Below are 20,707 nucleotides of genomic sequence, written 5' to 3'. Positions count from 1 at the left end.
AAAAACTTCATAAAATTTTTTGTCGGAGCAATTCCAACATTAGAATCCGCTAAACCACTGCTTCATCTTTTTCAACATTCTTCCAAATCCGCCTTCGGATTCTTCATAGTAATTCTTGGATTCATTTTGCTGTTGGCCATAAAGCAGCAGACCAACGCCAGTTGCATGAATCGGATTCCTGACAACATCAACCAATCCTTGAACTCCTTGAGGTACGCCCAAACGAACAGGCATATGAAAAACTTCCTCAGCTAACTCAATTAAACCTTCCATTTTTGATGAACCTCCGGTCAGCACTATGCCGGCAGGTATTATTTCTTCAAAGCCACTTCGACGCAGTTCAGCCTGAATCAAAGTGAATAGTTCCTCATAGCGTGGCTCAACAACTTCAGCCAGAGTTTGTCTCGACATTTTTTTCGCTTCTCGATCGCCTACTCCAGGAACTTCAATCGTATCCTCCAATGAAGTTAATTGTCTCAAAGCACACGCATATTTGATTTTAATTTCTTCAGCATGCTGCGTGGGCGTGCGTAAGGCGACAGCAATATCATTGGTAACCTGATCTCCAGCAATAGGAATCACTGCAGTATGTCGAATTGCGCCTTCAGTAAATATTGCAATATCTGTAGTCCCTCCGCCGATATCAACAATACAAACACCTAACTCCTTTTCATCATCAGTAAGAACAGAATAAGAAGACGCTAGTTGCTCCAGAATAATATCGTCTACTTCCAGGCCACAACGTCGAATACATTTGACAATATTTTGCGCGGCACTAACTGCACCAGTCACCATATGAACCTTGGCCTCTAATCGTACGCCCGACATACCTATCGGCTCTCTAATTCCTTCCTGATTATCAATAACAAACTCTTGCGGTAGTATGTGCAAAATTCGTTGATCAGCAGGAATTGCGACAGCTTTCGCTGCATCAATAACGCGTTCAACATCCCCCGCATTTACTTCGCTGTCTCTAATCGCAACAATTCCATGCGAGTTCAAGCTTCGAATGTGGCTACCTGCAATTCCGGCGTAAACAGAATGAATTTGACATCCCGCCATTAGCTCAGCTTCTTCAACAGCTCTTTGAATGGACTGCACAGTCGACTCAATATTAACGACAACGCCCTTTTTTAATCCCGTAGAAGGATGGCTACCAATACCGATTATGTCGGTAGTTCCTTCCGCACTAATTTCACCGACAATAGCAACTACTTTGGAAGTTCCTATATCCAACCCTACAATCAATTTTTTATCTGATGTCTTAGACATATTTTTGGCTCACTTTCCTTATATTAAGGATCAACCTTCTTGTTCTGCTTCTTTTTTCCATTCAACGGCAAAGCCATTGTTATATCGTAAATCTATTCTCGCTAGTTTATTCTTCGGCTTTACTGAAGAATAAACATTGACCAATCGTTCTACTCTGGAAAGGTGATCTTTTCTTCCTAAGTTGATCTCAAGTCCATTCGTAAATGTCAATTTCCAGTTATTAATCGTATCCACGTGCAAGGTATATAACTCCAACTCGATTAGCTCAAAGTTTAAACGAAGCTGTTTATACTCTTGCCAAATGTCTGCATAAATGGCCGTACTCAGCTCTTCTCTTTCGGCTACCTTTATTTCAGGCAAGCCCTTAAATTTTTGAATATTTTCATTTACATTTATCAAGGTATTTGACTGAGTCAATACCAGCGAATCAAACCTGGCCACAGGTTGATGCTCTATAATGTTTAGGCTCAACTGATCTGGCCATATTTTTCTTATCTCAACACTTCTTACCCAGGGCAATTCCACAACAAGATCCTGAAGCTCTTCAATATCAATTGCCCACATTCCACGAGGAGACTGGTTATCGATAAGCTTCAAAATATCCTTTTTATCCAGATAAACCGGTTGATGCTGAAATGCTACTTTATCTATTGGCCACGCGGTTTGATACCAACGACTTGAATAGTAAAAAGTAGCAAAAATGAGTGCAAAAAAAGCTAACAAGCCGGTACTTCTAAAAACGGCTTTGCTCGCACGCGGAAATTCAAAACTAAATTTCCGCTGTTGCTTCTTAATCGCCATTTTTTTTCTAGCCACGATATTTGCTATCTCACATCAAAACTGGTTTCAAGAATATTCAAAACCAACTGTTCAAAACCTAACCCTACAGCTTTCGCAGCTTTGGGTACTAATGAAGTCATTGTCATTCCTGGAACGGTATTGGCTTCCAATATCAGGAACTCTCCAAATTCTCCATCGCGAATAAAGTCAACTCTTCCCCATCCACTACATCCAAGTGCCCCAAATGCTTTAAGCGCTAATCTTTGTAAAACTGTTTCATCGTCATCGCTCAAGCCACTTGGGCAAAAGTATTTTGTCTGGTTTGACTGATACTTGGCTTCGTAGTCATAAAAGTCTCTTGGAGTCTCCATACTTATACTCGGCAAGGCTTTTCCTCTTAAAATAGAAACAGTGTATTCTTTGCCACTTGTAAAAGTCTCAACCAGGGCCTGATTGTCATATTGGTGTGCGAGTCTAACACCTTCAACCAGACTTTTTTCGTCAGAAACTTTTGACATGCCGACACTAGAACCTTCTTTAACAGGCTTAACAAAAAGTACGGGGCCCAGTTTGGCGAATAATCGCCGAGCTTCTATTTCGGTAAACTTTTGTCCTTTTTCCACTGAAGAAAAATGAGCAGTCGGAATCCCCATCTGTTTCCATAATCGCTTGCTTATTAATTTGTCCATAGACATTGCTGCGCTAACTACATTAGAACCTGTGTACGGAATTCCCATCGACTGCAAACATCCTTGAACAACACCATCTTCACCTTCCCGTCCATGTAGAGCGATAAAAACCCGCTCGATACTTTTGTCAATCAGCTGATTTATTAATCCATCCTTGGGGTCAACTTTTACAGCATCTACTCCACTCTTAATCAATGCAGAAAAGATCGCCTCACCAGACATCAATGAAATATCTCTTTCCGCAGAATTTCCACCTAAAAGAACAGCGACTTTTCCATACTCTTGAGGCTTTCGACTGATTTCAAAATTCATTTTCTGTGCCTGCTTCCCACTTCACCAATCGTAAAAATATTGTGCAATACTTCTAATAACTCATTTCCAACAAAACTAACACGACAACTAGTCAGTATTTTTGTCGATAAACACCATTTTATCTTCCGCCCACTCTTTAGCTATTGCGCCAACATTTCCTGCACCTTGAGTGACGATTAGATCTCCATCAGCCGCTATGTTTGCCAGTGTCGTCTTCAACTCTTGTTGATTCTCTACAAAAATAGGATCCAACTTACTTCGCTGACGAATAGAGCGACAAAGAGCGCGACTATCAGCCCCTGCAATTGGCGACTCTCCTGCGGCATAGACATCTAGCATAATCAGTACATCGACCTTAGAGAGCACCGAAGCAAAATCATCAAATAAGTCGCGAGTTCGAGTATATCGATGAGGCTGAAACACCATTACTAGCCGGCGTTCCCCCCAACCTTCTCTAACAGCATTAATTGTTGCAGCGACTTCTGTTGGATGATGTCCATAATCATCGATTAACTCTAATTCTCCAACTTTAGTCTTAAACTTTCCGCAAAATTGGAAACGTCGGCCGATACCACTGAAATTTTCCAACGACTCAACTAGCGCCTTAGCTTTCACGCCATCTTCATTGGCAACTGCGAAAGCGGCTAGTGAGTTGAGTACATTGTGCCTACCAGGCATATTCAAATTTATTTCCAGTAAACCAGGCTTTCCTTTTCGCTTGATTTTATAATGACTAACTCCGCCTTGCTGTCTGAATTCTACAGCCTTATAGTCAGCGTCTTCGCTAAAACCATAAGTAACATATGGACGCATCAAAGAAGGAATTATGTCCTTAACTCCTTCGTCATCAATACACAAAACAGCCAAACCGTAGAAAGGCATGTTATGCAAGAAATCGACAAAAGTTTGTTTAACATTTTCGTAGTCTCCATCATAAGTATCCATGTGATCCATATCGATATTGGTCACAATCGAAACCATGGGTTGAAGATGCAAAAATGATGCATCACTTTCATCCGCTTCAGCGATAAAATAGCGGCTTTTTCCTAATCTTGCATTTGCACCCAGTCGATTTAGTAATCCGCCAATTACAAAAGTTGGATCTAACCCGGCATCAGCAAACATTGTGGCAAGCAAGCTAGTAGTCGTTGTTTTTCCGTGCGTTCCAGCCACAGCTACACCGTGACGAAAACGCATCAATTCGGCTAACATTTCAGCCCTTGGTACAATCGGAATACGCCTATCTTTTGCCGCCTCAATTTCTGGATTGTCATGTGGTATTGCAGTACTAACAACAATTACATCTGCGCCTAATATATTATTTGCGTTGTGGCTATGAAAAATTTCTGCGCCTAATGATTCAAGTCGGCGAGTAACCTGATTATTTGCAGGATCAGACCCAGAAATTGAATATCCCTGATTTATAAGAACCTCCGCGATACCGCACATTCCAGCCCCACCAATACCAATGAAGTGGATATTACGAATACGGCGCATTTCAGGAATATCCATAACCAGATTGTTAGGAATAGTTTTGTCAAATTTCATCATGCCGCTTTTTTCCTAAATTTTTCACAATAATCTGCAATATTTTCCGCCGCATCGAGCTTAGCTTTTCTAGCCGCACACTGAGCTATCTGATTCATTTCATGTCGAGAATCTATTAGCCGTTTTAAACGTTCAATAATTACTTCTCCTTTTAGTGCACTTTCATCAAAGCAAATTGCAGCATTATCCTTTTCAAGCCATTGAGCATTCTTTGTTTGGTGATCATCTACTGCATACGGGTATGGAATAAAAATAGCGCATTTTCCTGCAGCAGCGATTTCCGCAACTGTCGATGCTCCTGCCCGACATATAACAATATCTGCTCGAGCAAATGAAGACGCCATATCGTCGATAAACTCAGTTAACTTCAGCTTACTATTTTGTAACTCAAAGAACTGAGCTTTCTCGTAAAACTGTTGCGTTTCTTCCAATCTACCTTTTCCGGTTTGATGTTCAATATTCAGCGCTTTACTTTTTGACAATTCAGCGAAAATACCAGGTAAATATTTATTCAAAGCCAGGGCTCCACGACTTCCCCCTATAACCAGAACATTAGTAGCACCTTGACTATTTGATTCTTTTTCAGAAATAGGATGTGCACTTAAAGTTAATATTTCCTGTCGAATAGGATTGCCTACAAAGCTCACTTTATCTGTATTTTTAAAAGTACCCGAAAATCCTTCAAATATTCTCTCAGCAAATATTCCTAAAACCCTATTTGTCATTCCCGCAATCGCATTTTGCTCATGTATCACTAGCGGTGTTGATAACAGTTGAGTAGCGAGACCTCCCGGACCAGCAACAAAGCCTCCAAACCCTAGGACAACATTGGGTTGACGTTTTTTAATAATTTGGCGAGCTTCTAATACTGCTTTTGCCAATGAAAAAGGAAACTTGATCCAGTCCAAAATTCCCTTTCCTCTAACCCCCTTTACACCGATCAAATCAATCGGAATCTGAGTATTAGATACAAGCAGCTCTTCCATTCCCCCAACAGAACCAATCCAGCTTACTTGCCAACCATTTTTTTGAAGAGCCTTAGCGACTGCAATACCAGGAAAAATATGACCACCAGTTCCACCGGCCATTATTACAGCTCTACTCTGAATGGCAGGAGTAGTCACTTCATTCATGACTTAACTCCTTCTTCAATTTCAGCTTCGCTTAACTCCATCATTCCCTTTTCAATCAGCCTTGTTTCATAATCGATCCGCAAAACAATTGCCACAGCAACTCCGCAGATAATCAAGCTATTGTTGCCATAACTAATAAAAGGTAATGTCAGTCCTTTAGTCGGTAACGCTCCACTTGTTACTCCCATATTGATCAAAGCTTGAAACGTAATCCAAAAACCTACTCCGTATGCCAAATAACCCGCAAACGGACGTTGTTGCATAAGGGCAGCTCGACCAATTTTCATAGTGCGGGAGAAAAACACAAAGAAAAGTCCCATCACACAAAAAACGCCGATTAAACCAAACTCTTCTGCAAGAACTGCGAAAATAAAATCAGTATGCGCTTCCGGCAAGTAAGATAGCTTTTGTAATCCATTTCCAAGGCCTTCACCTGTGATACTTCCTCGCCCAAAGGCAATCAGAGATTGAGTCAATTGATAACCGCTACCAAATGGATCTGACCAAGGATCAAGGAAAGCTGTAAGTCGCTTAATTCTGTATGGCTGACTAAACGCTATTATTCCCAGTATCCCCGCGACCGCGCCAGTTAATCCAATAAACTGCCAAAGTCTAGCGCCGCCTAAAAACAGCATTGCAAGAGAGGTTGCAAGTATGACAACAGATGCGCCAAAGTCAGGTTCTAATAGCAGCAACCCTGTAATCAATGCGAGTACAATTAAAGGCTTAATAAATCCTTTGATCTGCGTTTGGAGTTCATCTGTTCTCCTCACTAGATATCCTGCAATATATACAACAACGAAAAGCTTTATGGCTTCAGAAACCTGAAAAGTGAATGGGCCAAGAGCCAACCACCTTTTACTTCCATTTACGGTTCGTCCCACAAAGAGAACCATCACCAACAATAGAATTCCCAATACCAGCAGGTAAGGTCCATATTTTTGCCAGCGAATAATCGGCTGACTCATAACCAACATCACTGCAACTAGCGTTACGCTCAGAAAAATCATATGCCGAATAACAAAAAAATCTGTTCTTCCATTCAGACTATTTTGCGCATGGTAGAGCGAACTAGAAGTAACCATTATCATACCGACAGCAATTAACAGCAGAATGGCGGCGACCAAAATTTTGTCATACCATTCATCATACTCTTGCGGCAGGTTTAGCGTCTGACTCATTGACTCGCCTCCACCGCATTTACAAATTCTTCACCGCGGGCTTCGAAATTCGGATACATATCCAAACTTGCACATGCTGGAGACAAAAGAACTAGCCCCTTTTTATCATCACCGCAGTTGGCTGAAATATAACCTTGAGCTTTTTCTACAGCTAGCCTCATAGAGTCAACAAAAGTGACAATATCCGCAGAAACCAGATCGGCTATTAGTTCCCTGTCTTTTCCAAGTGCCAATACATGGTCGACCTTCATCTTCAAAGGCTTTCTAAGAGGAGAAAGATCAGCACCTTTGGCGACTCCACCGGCAATAAGAACAACGCACTGATAAAAATCTCTATCAATACTGTTAAGAGCAGCCTCTGTTGAACCGACATTTGTCGCTTTAGAATCATTAATCCAGTCCACTTTGGGCGTACGCTTGATCAATTCAAAGCGATGCTTTAATCCTCGGTAAGATTTGAGAGCAGTAATGATTTCTGGCGTAATCGCGATATTTAGTTCATTCAATATCGCCAGGCTAGCCAACGCATTCGCCCAGTTATGTCGACCAGTTACATTCAACTCATTCACATTAATGATCTTCGTGTTTTCACAAACGAGAAAGTCATTTTTATCTAAATGATATTTACATTCTTGATTTTCCAGACTAAAACCAACGAAGTCTTTTTCACTCTTAGGTATCGTTAATGGATCGTCCAGATTTACCAATTTACTTCTGGCACCTTCATAGATTGATAATTTGGAACTAGCGTATTCATCGAAGTTGCCATACCGATCCATATGATCTTCCGTAATATTGAGAATGGTTGCTACCTCAGCATTAAGAGAAGAAGTGGAATCAAGTTGAAAACTAGATAATTCAAGTACGTAAATTTCCGCCTCATCCTGAGGCAAATAATCAAGAACTGGTTTTCCAAAGTTACCACCTATTGCAGCCTCTTTTCCTGCAGCTTTAAGTAGTTGAAACGTTAAATCTGTTACCGTACTTTTTCCATTTGACCCCGTAATGGCAATGATTTTTGCACTAGAACTTCTCGCGAAGAGTTCAATATCGCCGACAATTTCCACACCGGCTTCAACCGCATTTTTTATCCATGATATTCTTGGATCAACTCCAGGACTCAAGATAATTTTTTCAGCAATGTTGAGCGTATCTTGCTCGATATCTCCCAAATAAACTTGTTTACAACAATCCATTGCTAAAAGCTCGTCAGTACCATCAGGTGCTTGACGCGTATCTACAACAAAGAATGGTTGTCCTATTCGCTGCAAATAACGAGCAGCAGAGAGTCCGGTCTTACCAAGACCGAATACACAAATAATTTTCTCTTGCTGCATAATCATTTAACAATAAATCCTGCTAATAATATTTTCTTTACTCTTTCCAACAACCTAATTTTGGGAATAGCTTCTTATTTTCAATCATCGTATTTTTAATGTCGCCAAACCAACTAACACTAATACAACTGAAATAATCCAAAATCGAACAATGACTCTCGGCTCTGGCCATCCTTTTAGTTCATAGTGATGATGAAGCGGCGCCATATTAAATATTCTTCTCCCGGTCAATTTAAAGCTTGCTACTTGCAGAATCACAGATATCGTTTCCATTACGAAAATTCCCCCCATGATAAATAGAACTAGCTCCTGCCGGACTATCACTGCGACTGTACCGAGCGCGGCTCCCAGCCCTAAAGAACCTACATCTCCCATAAATACCTGCGCGGGATATGTGTTAAACCATAGAAAACCTAATCCGGCCCCACATAAGGCGCCGCAAAATATGATTAACTCACCACTTCCGGGTATGTAAGGAATAGACAAGTAATTGGAAAAATTTATATTCCCAGTAACATAAGCAAAAATGCCTAACGCGCCAGCTACCAGAACACTCGGCAATATCGCCAATCCATCTAAACCATCTGTTAAATTGACAGCGTTGCTGGTTCCAACAATGACAAAATAAGCAAGCAAGATATACATCGCTCCCAAATTAATTGCCACATTTTTGAAGAATGGAATAATAAGTATTGTTTCCGCTTCCAATTGCGCACTTTGGTACAAATAAATCGCCGCAACTATTCCGACTACTGATTGCCAGAAATATTTCCAACGAGATGCAAGACCTTTAGGATCCTTGTAGACTAACTTTCGATAATCATCGATAAACCCTACCAGGCCAAACCCTAGAGTTGTTAACAGGACAACCCAAACATAGCGATTTTCAAGATCTCCCCACAATAATGTTGAAACTGAAATTGCTATCAATATTAAGGCTCCCCCCATTGTGGGTGTCCCAGCTTTACTCAAATGAGTTTGAGGACCATCATCTCGAACGGTTTGACCAATTTGTTTTCCACTTAACTTTCGGATCATAAATGGTCCTAGCAAAAGAGAAATCATGAGCGCGGTTAGCACGCCTAAAATACCTCTTAATGTCAGATAACCAAAAAGATTAAATCCCGAATAGTACTGCTGCAAATACTCTGAAAGCCAAAGCAACATTTTATTGTTCCCCCTGTGAGGAAGCGATCACGCCAGTCTGTTTATCAGAGTCATCCATTAAGGCAGATATCACATTCTCCATATGCGCGCTACGTGACCCTTTTACCAGAATGGTCACATTTTCTTTCGCTTCTTTTTTTAGTTCTTCTATTAATTTTATCTGGTGCGAAAAGTGTTGACCTTCCCCACTAAATGCAGATTGTGAAAATCGAGTGAGTACTCCACAGCTATATAAAACATCTATACCTTGTTCTTTTGCAAACAGTCCAATTTCTTCATGATAGTCTCTACCAAGCTCACCAAGTTCGGCCATATCACCGATAACCAATACACGGCGACCTTTAAATGCGGACAAAAACTTAATTGCTGCCTTCATTGAGTCAAGATTTGCATTGTAAGTGTCATCGATGATACGGCAGCCATTTTCCAAATACTCAGTCATCAAACGACCGGAAACCACCGGAGATTGCGCAAGTCCAATAGCAATATCTTTGAGTGAGCCACCCAACGCCAGTACACAACTTGCTGCAGCCAATGCATTAAGAACATTATGCTCGCCAGCGAGAGACAAGGTGACTTGTTGAGTTTCACCTCGATATCCCAATTCAAACTGCGCACATTGCTCTTCATTCATGACTATGTTGCTAGCCGTAACATCAGCCTCTTTTTCTCGCGAGTATGTAATGACATTGGAATAAATATTTTTTAACCAGTATTCGGCAAAATCGTCATCAAGGTTAACTACAGCAAAACCTTCTGGAGATAATTCACCGTAGATTTCTCCCTTGGCCCTGGCAACACCATAAAGGTCACCAAATCCCTCCAGATGCGCGGCAGCAACATTATTTATCATCGCTACATGTGGTTGCGCTATTGATGCGGTATAGGCAATTTCACCCGCATGATTTGCACCTAATTCAATAACCCCGAAATCATGAGTCTCATCCATCTCGAGCAAAGTAATAGGCGCGCCAATTTCATTATTAAAGTTTCCTCTTGTCGCCAGAACCTTACCCTTTTTTTGTAGGATAGAAGCGATCATTTCCTTTACTGTTGTTTTACCACTGCTTCCGGTAACGGAAATTATTTTTGCGCCAAGTTTCTCTCGATTGAATTTGGCAATTGCTCCCAAGGCTCGCCTGCTGTCTTTCACTATTATCTGTGGAATATCCAGCATCGATTCTTGCTCAACGACAATGCCTTCGACTCCCTGCTCAACAACCTGAGGCAGAAAGTTATGTGCGTCAAAGTGCGGTCCTTTTAGCGCGACAAACAATCCGCCATCACAAGAAGCTCGGCTATCGGTTACTACTCGCTCTACCATTGCGTCACCTTTGATCAAAGAGCCGCCAATAGCGTTAGATATTTCAGAAAGAGAAGACCGGATCATGAACGCATCTCCTCAATTGCTTTCGTAGCAATGTCCAGATCACTTAAATGAAATTTTTCTTTACCAATAATTTGGTAATCTTCATGACCTTTTCCGGCAATGAGCACGGCATCACCAACCTGAGCTTTTGCCAGTGTTTCTCTTATTGCGGTTTCTCTGTCCGCAATAAAAACAGCTTTCTCGGGCTTTCTAAAACCAGTAAAAATATCGTTCTTAATTTGCTCAACACTTTCTGTACGAGGATTGTCATTAGTAACAACAACACGATTAGCAAGCTTTTCAGCAATACGTGCCATTAGAGGTCTTTTACCGGAATCTCTATCGCCACCGCACCCAAATACACACCAAATTAATCCTACACAATGCTCTCTAATTGCCAATAGTGTTTGTTCCAGTGCATCTGGCGTATGCGCATAATCGACTATTGCTAACGGCGTATCTTCACCGCCAATTTTGTCCATTCTTCCAGGTGCAGATCTGACTCTCTTCAGCGCACTTAGAACAGGATACACATCCTTTAAAATACTTCCCAAAGTCGCAATCACCATGAGTAAGTTAGATAAATTGAATGCACCAATCAGAGGTGATTCCAACTCTCCACTTCCCCATGGGGTATATATTTTGGCCTGAATTCCAGCTAGCGAAAAGTCGACATTTTCCGCCCAGATCCAACGGTTAAGATTTGACCCCGAAGTGGGCAACTTAGTTGTTGTTAACCACTTTGTTGCAACGATACTTTCGTCTTTAGCCAACTTACGTCCAAATTTATCATCCATATTTATTACAGCATTTTCCAAATCTGGCAGGAGAAAAAGTTTTCGTTTGGCTTCACCATAACTTTCCATTGTTCCATGATAATCCAGGTGATCTCGAGTCAGGTTAGTAAATACAGCTGTTCTTAACTTAACAGCTTGAGCTCTTCCTTGATCAATTCCATGCGACGAAATTTCCATTGATGCAAACTGGGCTCCAGCATCTAGCGCTTCAGCTAATACTCTCTGCATCGTAATCGGATCCGTGGTCGTTGTTTCTGTCGACTGTAGTTGATTGGTCTGTCCAACCCCCAAGGTTCCAAGTAAATAACACTCAAAATGCAGTTGTTGGAGGGTTTTGGCAATAAGATAGCTACAACTGGTTTTTCCGTTAGTACCGGTCACCCCGATTACTTTGAGTGAATATGACGGGTTATGATAGTAATTTGCAGCCAGTTTGCTTAATTGTCCTTTCAGATTATTTATCCAGACTATTTTTTCTAAATAGTCTTCACTGGCTAACGCCAGTTTTTCGCAAAACTCCAAATTATCCTGGCTTTCAGCAATGACTAGAGTCGCCCCCTGCTGGAATGCCTTCTCAATGAACTGTCGCCCGTCAGTTGCAAATCCTTTAACAGCAATAAAAGTATCACCGTTGGTAATCTTTCTACTATCAAGTTTCATTTCGCCAACAGGTTGTGAAAGATATTCCTCGTTGAAATCAGTATCAACCAGATCCACAAGTATGTCTTTTAAGATTGGATTAACCATTGGCCTTCTCCAATCGAACTTGCTTCTTTACTTCGCGGTTAGCAATAACTTCCGTTCGGTCTGGCTTCACGTTAAGAAGTCTTAAAGACTCTGCAGCAACTCTTGCAAAAACAGGTGCAGCTACCTGGCCACCGTAGTAATCCTCACTTTGAGGTTCATCAACGAAAATTACCATTGCAATTTTGGGATCGCTAACTGGAGCGATTCCTGCAAAAAATACAGTATATTGATCCCCGTAACCGCCATTCTCTGCCTTACGGGCAGTGCCTGTTTTACCGGCAATTCGATAGCCGTCGACCTGGGCTCGTTTACCACTCCCTTCTTCACTGACCACTGTTTCCATCATATTTATAACTTGTTGACTGACTCTGCTAGAGAGCACTTTCTCACCCTGTGGAGTTGAATTCTGTTTCACAAGCGTCAGCGGACGCTTTATTCCTTTAGCACCCAAAACGGCGTATGCCTGAGCAAGTTGCACAGGGGTTACTCTGAATCCATATCCATAAGCCAGTACAGCTTTTTCAACATCACTCCAATTGTCGCGAATGTTAAACAGCCCTGAACTTTCTCCTGGAAAGCCACTTCCAGTATCTGTACCAAAACCAACCTGATGAAAGCTGTATAAAAATTCCTCGTCACTCATCATATGGGCTAACTTTGCAACGCCCACATTACTCGACTTTTGTAAGATTCCAGTTACATCCAGAGAACGGTGGTAAGCAATATCTTTCACCCAGTGTCCATTATATTTAATTCTTCTGGTATCAATTACCGTGTCCGGTTTAACAACCCCCGCTTCCAGAGCACTCGCCACGGTAAATGGTTTTGCTGTAGAACCTGGTTCGAAGCTATCAACAAAGGCCGAATTTCTGGTGACGTTAGGCTTACGCGAATCAAACCTGTTCGGGTTGTACGCTGGTTGACTGATCAAAGCCAGGACCTCACCAGTGTTAACATCAAGCATGACCAATGAGCCCGACTTGGCACGATGTTTCAATACTGCTGTTTTAAGTGCTTTGTATGCGAGAGCCTGAATTCGACTATCAATACTGAGTTGCAGATCCTCTCCTTTTTCTGCCTCTTCAATCACTTCCTGTTTTTCAATGACGCGCCTTTGCAAATCCAACCTGACTTTCTCTTTCCCGTTCTTCCCGCTTAAGTAGTCATCATAGGCTCGCTCCAATCCTTCTCTGCCTTTGTCATCGATATCGGTAAAACCAACCAGATGCGCAGTAATCTCGGCAGAAGGGTAATATCTGCGAAATTCATCTCGCAGATAAACGCCAGGCAAGTCCAGAGTTTTGACAACAGCAGAAGTACTTGGATCCAGATGTCGGGCTACCCAGACAAATTGTCTTCCTTTTCTTTTTACAATCCACTGTTTAAACTCTTTAGCTGACTTCTTAGCTATCAGAGCCAACTTGTTCCAGTCATTTTCAGCCAGAGTTGGCGATCTTTTCATTACCTCGGTAACATCCATCCATACCGACTTCACCGGAACACTCACCGCTAATTCCACACCATTTCTATCGAGAATTCGCCCGCGATGAGTAACAATACTTTTGTCGCGAACACTGCGAGAATCAGACTTACCAATGAGTACTTCTGCTTTATCTACCTGCAAATAGGCCGCACGCACAAAGACAGCGATGAATCCCAGAGAAAGCAATGACATCAAGACAAAAAACCGTCCTGTACCGGTTGGCACACGATTTGGTTTTCTGGCCTGATTTGATTGCCGAGCTTTACTCATAATGAAATCACCTTTTCATCCTGTATTGTGACTTCCTTCATCCCCAATGTTGTTTTTGCTTTAGTTGAAATTCGGGCCGCTTCAGATAGCGCAGTAAGCTCAAGACGCAAGGAGTCCCACTGAATTTGAAGATCTCTTTGCTCCTGCTTCTCTGCTTGTAACATTGCGGTAAGCCGCCTGGAGTCATGACTGGTATGTGCTAATTGCATACCGGAAGCAACCACCAAAATAGCTAGCAAAGTCACGTAAAAATGACGGACAAAAATATCCTGCACCAACGCCTTCAATAATGAAGGTGCCTGGCTTCCGGATTTTTTATCTTTCTTTGCTGTCATTATTTGTTTACTTCCTTTTCATTTTTTCTAGACAAGAGAAAATCAAATTCTTCAAATTTTTTCGGCTATTCTTAAAACCGCACTTCTCGACCTTGGATTGAGCTCAACTTCTGTCTTGCTAGCTTTAATCGCTTTTCCAATACTCTTTAATTCTCGGTTAAGCTCACTATCCATTACCGGCAACCCTTTTGGGAAAGCGTCACCTTTGGATTTCTGTCTGATAAATCGCTTCACTCTTCTATCTTCAAGTGAGTGAAAACTTATTATCGAGAGCCTTCCTCCTTTGGCTAAGACTCTCGGCGCGACCTCTAATGTTCTATCCAGCTCGCCAAGTTCATCATTGATGTATATTCGAATCGCTTGAAAGCTCCTTGTCGCCGGATGCTTAAATTTATCCTTTACAGGGCAAGCATCATCAATAATTTTTGCTAGCTGCAAAGTTGAAGTAATTACTTCTTCTTGGCGCTTTTCTACGATTGCTCTGGCGATCCGGGTAGCAAACTTCTCTTCACCAAACTCTTTCAATACTCGACGGATGTCCTCTACTTCGGCCACTGCTAACCAATCTGCAGCAGATTGTCCTTTTGAAGTATCCATCCTCATATCTAGCGGTCCTTCCTTAATAAAACTAAACCCTCTTTCCGCTTGATCCAGTTGGGGCGAAGAAACTCCTAAGTCAAGTAGTATCCCATCGACCAAACCTATCAAACCTTTCTGTGCTAAGAGCGGTTCAATTGTGGCAAAGTTCTGGTGAAAAAATTCAAACCTTTCATCACCTGCCAATTCGTCCTTTAGCTGCTTTGCAGACTCTGCAGCCTGGGGATCTCTATCGATAGCAATTAATCGCCCATCTTTCCCCAGCTTTTCCAATATCAGTCGACTGTGGCCTCCGCGGCCAAAAGTCCCGTCGACATAGACTCCATCCGGCTTAATATTTAAGCCATCCACTGCCTCGTGGAGTAAGACAGTAATATGTTCTTTTTGTGTTTGCATAGCCTAGTAGTAGAGATCAGGTAGTTCGTCAGAATCCAGTTCGTCGCTCGAAAGCACTTCCAGATCCTCTTCAGTCAATCGATTCCATTCTGCTTCATTCCAGAGCTGAAACGTTTTACCCTGGCCTATAAGCATGACTTCTTTATTTAAATTGGCTCTTTCCCTTAGTACACCTGGGATAAGCAGGCGACCACTGGCATCCATATCAACTTCCGTTGCATGAGCCAACATAATACGCTTTAAGCGTCTGTGGAGAGGTTTTGAGTTGGAGAGAGATTGTAGATCGGCTTCAGTTGATTCCCAGTGTTCCAATGTAAAAATCAACAGACAGTTATCGTAAGGGTCGCAAGTGATTATCATGTGCGATTCACAAGACTCAACGATGCCGCCGCGATACTTTGCTGGTATCGCTATACGACCTTTTGAGTCTAGATTGATTGAATTGGCTCCACGAAACACTTTATATTTATCCTGCAATGACGATCTGATGATCAGTCAGATCGGGTTGTGTGCTTACCAAGTATCCACAAATTACCTCTGTTGGACTTGATAGACCACAAGATTGCACAAAACTACACTTTTCTCCACTTCTATGCACTATAGGTAGTGAAACCTGCTTTTGTCAAGGAAAATTAAGTGCGAAAAAGCAGAAATAATGCTTATTTCACAAAGACTTAGAGTAGTTTAAAAGCACCTGGTTTTAGTCGCTATTTGAATAAGTCATTATTTCAGGAAGTTATATACCAAACTTAAAGTAATACTTTAAGTTGTGTCGAATTGTGGTAACTCCAAACCCATTTTTGAGCGAAATCGAGTGCTGAAGCACAAAATAGGCCTCCTGCGCTCGAACAAGCAGGGATTCTGGACCCGGAATTTGAAGAACTTGTACAAGAAATATTTAAATACGAGGCTTCATGAAGGAATAGAGTGCAAAACAACGATATATAAAAATCTCTGGAAAAGATTACAAGCGAGCCTCTCCTCTAACAGGGAGCAAACTTTATCTAACCTCATAGTTGGCTAAACAACAACCAGCTTACTGTCTGAGTATAGCTTGCGCACTATCGGGAAAAGAGAGAATGAAGCAGGCACCTTTATTTTCTCCTTTGCTTTCCATTTGCAGGTTTCCGCCCATTTCGGTCATAAAATTTGCGCTACTATGCAGACCAAAACCATGCCCATCTTTCTTGGTTGTGTAGCCATAACTGAATATTTTCTTCTGCTCTTCCGCCTTCACTCCACACCCGGAGTCTTTAACACTCAGGATAATACAGCCATCCTGAGTATCGTGCCAAAGCCTAATAGTTAATGTTCTGGGCATTTCAGGTGGATTGCTTTTCATCGCGTAGATAGCATTGGTAATCAGGTTAACGAGAACTTGCATGACCTTATTTTTATCAAGCATCAACACGCCTTCATATTCGAGCTGTTTACTCACCTGTATTTTGTGTTTGGCAATTCCACCGGCATTTATAGCCAACACATCATCAATCACTTTTCCAAGCTCAATTTCTGCTCTATGCCCAATAGAAGCACTTGCATAACTTTGCTGTGCGGCTATGGCATTAGCAATCACATCCAGCTTTTCCTGCATCCTTACAAGATGCTGAATGACAAACTCCCTTTCTTCAATCAGCGAATCCCCGAGTTGAATAAAGTACTCCAATAGCATTGGCCCTTTAGGATTATTAAGGATAAAGTCTTCCAGGTTGGCAAGATGTTGTTTTAACAGATCGTTAGCGTCATTTAACTTTGTAAGACTCATAGACGAAACGCCCTGACTAACCATTGTCGCAGATGTAACTACGCTATTCAGAACATTCCCAACATTATGCAGGGTTCCAGTCGCCATCTCGGCCATCCCTGCTTGATGTGCATTGTCGAGTGCTTCTTTCTGGGCAGCTTCTAGCATTGCAGTTCTTTCTCTAACTTTGTTCTCGAGTTCGTCGGTATATTCCTTTATCACTTTACGCATTGACTCAAAATTTTCGGCCAGCAAACCTATTTCATCACTCGAAGAAATTTCAATTTTAGTTTGATAGTTTCCTCCGGCAATTATTTTTGCTGCATTAGTTAGTTCCTCTAACGGGGACGTGATACTCAATGCCTGAGCCATGCTCTTTCTCATGCCTACAAACAAAACACCTAATCCCACCATTAGAAGAGCGATGAATCCCGTATAAATGCGATAGAGAAATTTATTGCGTTCATTATCAATTTCAGAAAGCGTGCTTTTAGAGTCAAACCCAAACCGAATAGTACCAAGTCGACCAAACTCATTTTTAACCGGTGACGCAAATTCTACAAGTTGAAGTCCTGCCACATCAAATAGATGGTACTCTGCTTTAGTTTGTTTTACGGACCACTTTCGCAATTCAATTTTTTTAAGCTCAAGAGCATAGGTATCGATACTGCCTTCGTGCTTCTCAACAAAATCAACCCAGACATCACCATCTACACTGATAAACTCTCCATAAATAATTTCGGAATCTTGCATTACGGTGCTAGTCACAAGTTCACTGACGGCTGTAAACGCATTGTCCTCTGCCATCCCTTTGGTCGCAATCGCGTTATTGCGAATGAGAGTCATGCCTTTTCGTAGTTGGTTTTGCTCTATTCGAAGTTGAATTTTCTCGAAAGCTTTTTCGATGCTCAGATAAAAGAGAACGGCTGTGCTTAATAGTAAAACAAAGACAATTCCTGCGATCAACTTCGTATTTAGTGAAACCAGCTTATCCTTGATACTAATAAATTTTTCTTGTTTTTTCTCTACCATTACAACTCCTTGCAACCTTTGGCTACTCAAATAGTTGCAAAAGAATATTGATTACATGTTCACGCTTAAATGGTTTCGAAATAAAGGCATTCATACCGGAATCCAGGCATCGTTGACGGTTTTCATTGAATGCATCAGCGGTGATAGCAATGATAGGAACATCTTCCTTTAGCTCGCTTCTAATATATCGGGTTGCTTCAAACCCATCCATATTGGGCATATGACAATCCATAAATACAACGTCGAATGACCTTTGCCCAAGCATATCGACAGCTTCTCTGCCATCTTCAACGCAGACAACATTCATATCAAGTTTTGATAAAATAGCTGACAATATTTTTTGATTAACCAGGTTGTCTTCGGCAACAAGAACATTTAGTTTTTTACCAGCCAGAAAAGAAACAGCATTATCTTCTTCTGTTACTACCGCATCCTGTGGCAATTGAGTTTCACCATCATAATCCAATAGCGAAATTAATGCGTTATGAAGCCGCCTTCTCTTAACCGGTGTTTTAATGGTCGTCACATATCCTAAACTAACAAACTCATCATGATGAACAGATTCAAGAATAGAAACCAAGGCAACATCAAACTGACTGCTAATTCCTAACCGTTGCTTAAGTAGTTCTACTTTCAGGTTTAAAGCACTTTGACGTCCACGATCATTATCGATCATGAGAATATCGTAGTGAGGTAAAGAAGGCTTGGTATTTGCAATAGCGTCTTCATTATTCAAGTCAAAATGATAAAAGTCGATCTTCTTACAGGGTTGTAGATACTCTTCGAGCACCAGTCGATTAATCGGACTACTATTGACCACCAGTACGCAAGCATTGGCAAGCTTTTCTTTGATATCCGAATCATTGACTAACTCGGTATTCTCAACTTTTAAGGGTAATTGCAAGGTAAAACTGGTGCCTCTTCCTTCGGAGCTGGTCACACCTAAATCCCCTCCCATTAATACAGCCAGTTCTTTGGAAATAGATAAACCTAATCCAGTCCCTCCATAGCGACGAGAAGTAGACGCTTCACTTTGCGAAAAAGGAGTAAAGAGTGTTTTCAGGTAGCTTTCATTTATACCGATACCTGTATCTTCAACGGTAATAGATAGAGATTTTTTTTGCTCGTCAAACTCCACAGTCTCACAGCGTACAATAACGGTTACTTCTCCATGCTCAGTAAACTTTACTGCGTTGCTCAATAAATTTAGAATAATTTGTCTAAGACGTTCAGGGTCAGCTTTAATAAACTCTGGCACCCCTTCTTTGATTAGAGAGGCGATTCCTATTCCTTTATTTTGTGCCGAAAAAGCAAGTAACTCTACGGCATCTTCAACGCTCTTAAATAAATTAAAACGCAAATCCTCCAACTCTATCTTTCCCGCTTCAATTTTTGAATAGTCAAGCACATCATTGATGATACCAATCAGGGACTCACTAGAATTAATTATGGTTTTAGCCATATCTTGCTGGCTACTATCTAAAGTCGTTTCCAACAGCAACTCTGCCATTCCCATTATTCCATTTAATGGAGTTCTAATTTCATGGCTCATTGTGGATAAAAATCGAGCCTTCGCTTCAGTTGATGCTTCTGCTTTAGCTTTCAGAAACTCGAGTCGCTTTACAACTTTTCGAAGTTCACGGGTCCTCTGCAAAACCAAAGACTCAAGATTAGCAGTATGCTCTTTATTACTAACTGCCAACTTCCATTTTTTAGTTAATGTCAAAGCCATTTGTTTTATTTCAGTCAAGTCAAAAGGCTTTTTTAGAAAAAGTAAGTTGTCTGCGTCTCCAAGTTCACGCTGAATATCTTCCCAGTTATAGTCAGAAAAAGCGGTACAGATTACAACTTCCACTTCAGGGTTTTGCTTCCAGATTTCCTTAATGGTCTGAATACCATCCATCCCCGGCGGCATTCGCACATCCATAAAAATCATGGCATAAGGATTCCCTTCTTTTTGGGCATTTACAACCTGTTGAATTGCTTCTTCGCCCTGATAGGCATCATCGATTTGATAGGTGGGCTGGGAATGAGTTGTCTGAGTTAAATCATCTCCAAAAAGTTGTCTTTCCAAAGATGAGCTAACCTTTGACTCTGGAACTCCTTTTAACAGACTGCGAATATCCTCATGAATCGCTGAATTGTCGTCAGCAATTAAAATGCGAGGAGTATCTTGCTGATTTGAAGTCACATATCTCACCGTGTTGAATTAACTATAAGAAATTATAGTCAATTCACTATAATTCCCCTAAATATTCTTGGATACTTAAAACTAAAAACCAATTGCACAATTGCTCCTGTCAAAACTTCGATTACCTCACATTTAATAGTACGCATTTAAAAAATCAAATTAAGGTAAAGTAAATTGTTCCTCAAGATGTGTTTTTAGCTTTCTTTTTTGACGAATCAACTTCCGTAGAAAGACAAACAAAGTAAGACAATTTTACTCCTGTTCCGATACAACGCAGACATAAAAAGCTAAACATGGTAATACCTAAAGCTTATTAAAACGTCGATT

16 protein-coding genes are annotated in these 20,707 nt (G+C 41.2%); all 16 read right to left on the bottom strand.

All coding sequences use genetic code 11. The annotated features are described in order from the left end of the window. Positions 1-39 precede the first annotated feature (39 nt). The 16 genes from ftsA to IYN84_RS00160 all read right to left on the bottom strand — a co-directional run bounded on the left by ftsA (position 40) and on the right by IYN84_RS00160 (position 20,380). Positions 40-1,272: a cell division protein FtsA gene (ftsA, locus tag IYN84_RS00235; RefSeq protein WP_196137169.1), complete on the bottom strand. Its 1,233-nt coding sequence runs from the start codon at positions 1,270-1,272 to the stop codon at positions 40-42. Between the two features lie 30 nt (positions 1,273-1,302). Next, positions 1,303-2,088, bottom strand: coding sequence for an FtsQ-type POTRA domain-containing protein (locus tag IYN84_RS00230; protein ID WP_196137168.1), 786 nt, complete (start codon positions 2,086-2,088; stop codon positions 1,303-1,305). Between the two features lie 8 nt (positions 2,089-2,096). Next, positions 2,097-3,053 (bottom strand): D-alanine--D-alanine ligase, encoded by a 957-nt coding sequence (locus IYN84_RS00225; RefSeq protein ID WP_196137167.1) that lies wholly within the window; start codon positions 3,051-3,053, stop codon positions 2,097-2,099. Positions 3,054-3,140: 87 nt separating this feature from the next. Then, positions 3,141-4,604 carry a UDP-N-acetylmuramate--L-alanine ligase gene (murC, locus tag IYN84_RS00220; protein ID WP_196137166.1) on the bottom strand — a complete coding sequence of 488 codons (1,464 nt, stop codon included), beginning with the start codon at positions 4,602-4,604 and terminating at the stop codon, positions 3,141-3,143. Further along, positions 4,601-5,734 carry an undecaprenyldiphospho-muramoylpentapeptide beta-N-acetylglucosaminyltransferase gene (gene murG / locus IYN84_RS00215; RefSeq protein ID WP_196137165.1) on the bottom strand — a complete coding sequence of 378 codons (1,134 nt, stop codon included), beginning with the start codon at positions 5,732-5,734 and terminating at the stop codon, positions 4,601-4,603. Before murG ends, murC begins: the two co-directional genes overlap by 4 nt. Beyond that, on the bottom strand, positions 5,731-6,915 hold the full coding sequence (ftsW, locus tag IYN84_RS00210) for a putative lipid II flippase FtsW (RefSeq protein ID WP_196137164.1): 1,185 nt from the start codon (positions 6,913-6,915) through the stop codon (positions 5,731-5,733). Before ftsW ends, murG begins: the two co-directional genes overlap by 4 nt. Further along, positions 6,912-8,258 (bottom strand): UDP-N-acetylmuramoyl-L-alanine--D-glutamate ligase, encoded by a 1,347-nt coding sequence (gene murD / locus IYN84_RS00205; protein WP_196137163.1) that lies wholly within the window; start codon positions 8,256-8,258, stop codon positions 6,912-6,914. The genes ftsW and murD overlap by 4 nt, the downstream gene beginning before the upstream one ends. A gap of 78 nt (positions 8,259-8,336) precedes the next feature. Continuing rightward, positions 8,337-9,419 carry a phospho-N-acetylmuramoyl-pentapeptide-transferase gene (mraY, locus tag IYN84_RS00200; protein ID WP_196137162.1) on the bottom strand — a complete coding sequence of 361 codons (1,083 nt, stop codon included), beginning with the start codon at positions 9,417-9,419 and terminating at the stop codon, positions 8,337-8,339. Between the two features lies 1 nt (position 9,420). Next, positions 9,421-10,809: a UDP-N-acetylmuramoyl-tripeptide--D-alanyl-D-alanine ligase gene (gene murF / locus IYN84_RS00195; protein ID WP_196137161.1), complete on the bottom strand. Its 1,389-nt coding sequence runs from the start codon at positions 10,807-10,809 to the stop codon at positions 9,421-9,423. Beyond that, a complete protein-coding gene (locus tag IYN84_RS00190; RefSeq protein ID WP_196137160.1) occupies positions 10,806-12,332 on the bottom strand; it encodes a UDP-N-acetylmuramoyl-L-alanyl-D-glutamate--2,6-diaminopimelate ligase in 1,527 nt (508 codons plus the stop codon). Before IYN84_RS00190 ends, murF begins: the two co-directional genes overlap by 4 nt. Further along, complete coding sequence (locus tag IYN84_RS00185) at positions 12,325-14,085, bottom strand: penicillin-binding protein 2 (protein ID WP_196137159.1); 1,761 nt, start codon at positions 14,083-14,085, stop codon at positions 12,325-12,327. The genes IYN84_RS00190 and IYN84_RS00185 overlap by 8 nt, the downstream gene beginning before the upstream one ends. Beyond that, positions 14,082-14,420: a cell division protein FtsL gene (gene ftsL, locus IYN84_RS00180; protein WP_196137158.1), complete on the bottom strand. Its 339-nt coding sequence runs from the start codon at positions 14,418-14,420 to the stop codon at positions 14,082-14,084. Before ftsL ends, IYN84_RS00185 begins: the two co-directional genes overlap by 4 nt. A 51-nt stretch (positions 14,421-14,471) precedes the next feature. After that, complete coding sequence (gene rsmH, locus IYN84_RS00175) at positions 14,472-15,413, bottom strand: 16S rRNA (cytosine(1402)-N(4))-methyltransferase RsmH (RefSeq protein ID WP_196137157.1); 942 nt, start codon at positions 15,411-15,413, stop codon at positions 14,472-14,474. 3 nt (positions 15,414-15,416) lie between these two features. Continuing rightward, positions 15,417-15,872, bottom strand: a complete 456-nt coding sequence (mraZ, locus tag IYN84_RS00170; protein ID WP_196137156.1) for a division/cell wall cluster transcriptional repressor MraZ — start codon at positions 15,870-15,872, stop codon at positions 15,417-15,419. 577 nt (positions 15,873-16,449) lie between these two features. Further along, positions 16,450-18,189, bottom strand: a complete 1,740-nt coding sequence (locus tag IYN84_RS00165) for an ATP-binding protein (protein ID WP_196137155.1) — start codon at positions 18,187-18,189, stop codon at positions 16,450-16,452. A gap of 22 nt (positions 18,190-18,211) precedes the next feature. Continuing rightward, a complete protein-coding gene (locus IYN84_RS00160) occupies positions 18,212-20,380 on the bottom strand; it encodes a response regulator (protein ID WP_196137154.1) in 2,169 nt (722 codons plus the stop codon). Positions 20,381-20,707: the final 327 nt, after the last annotated feature.

This window comes from Aliikangiella sp. G2MR2-5, from assembly GCF_015687155.1.
In the GTDB taxonomy this organism is placed as follows: Bacteria; Pseudomonadota; Gammaproteobacteria; order Enterobacterales; family Kangiellaceae; genus Aliikangiella.
This window is presented reverse-complemented; position numbering and strand designations above follow the sequence as displayed.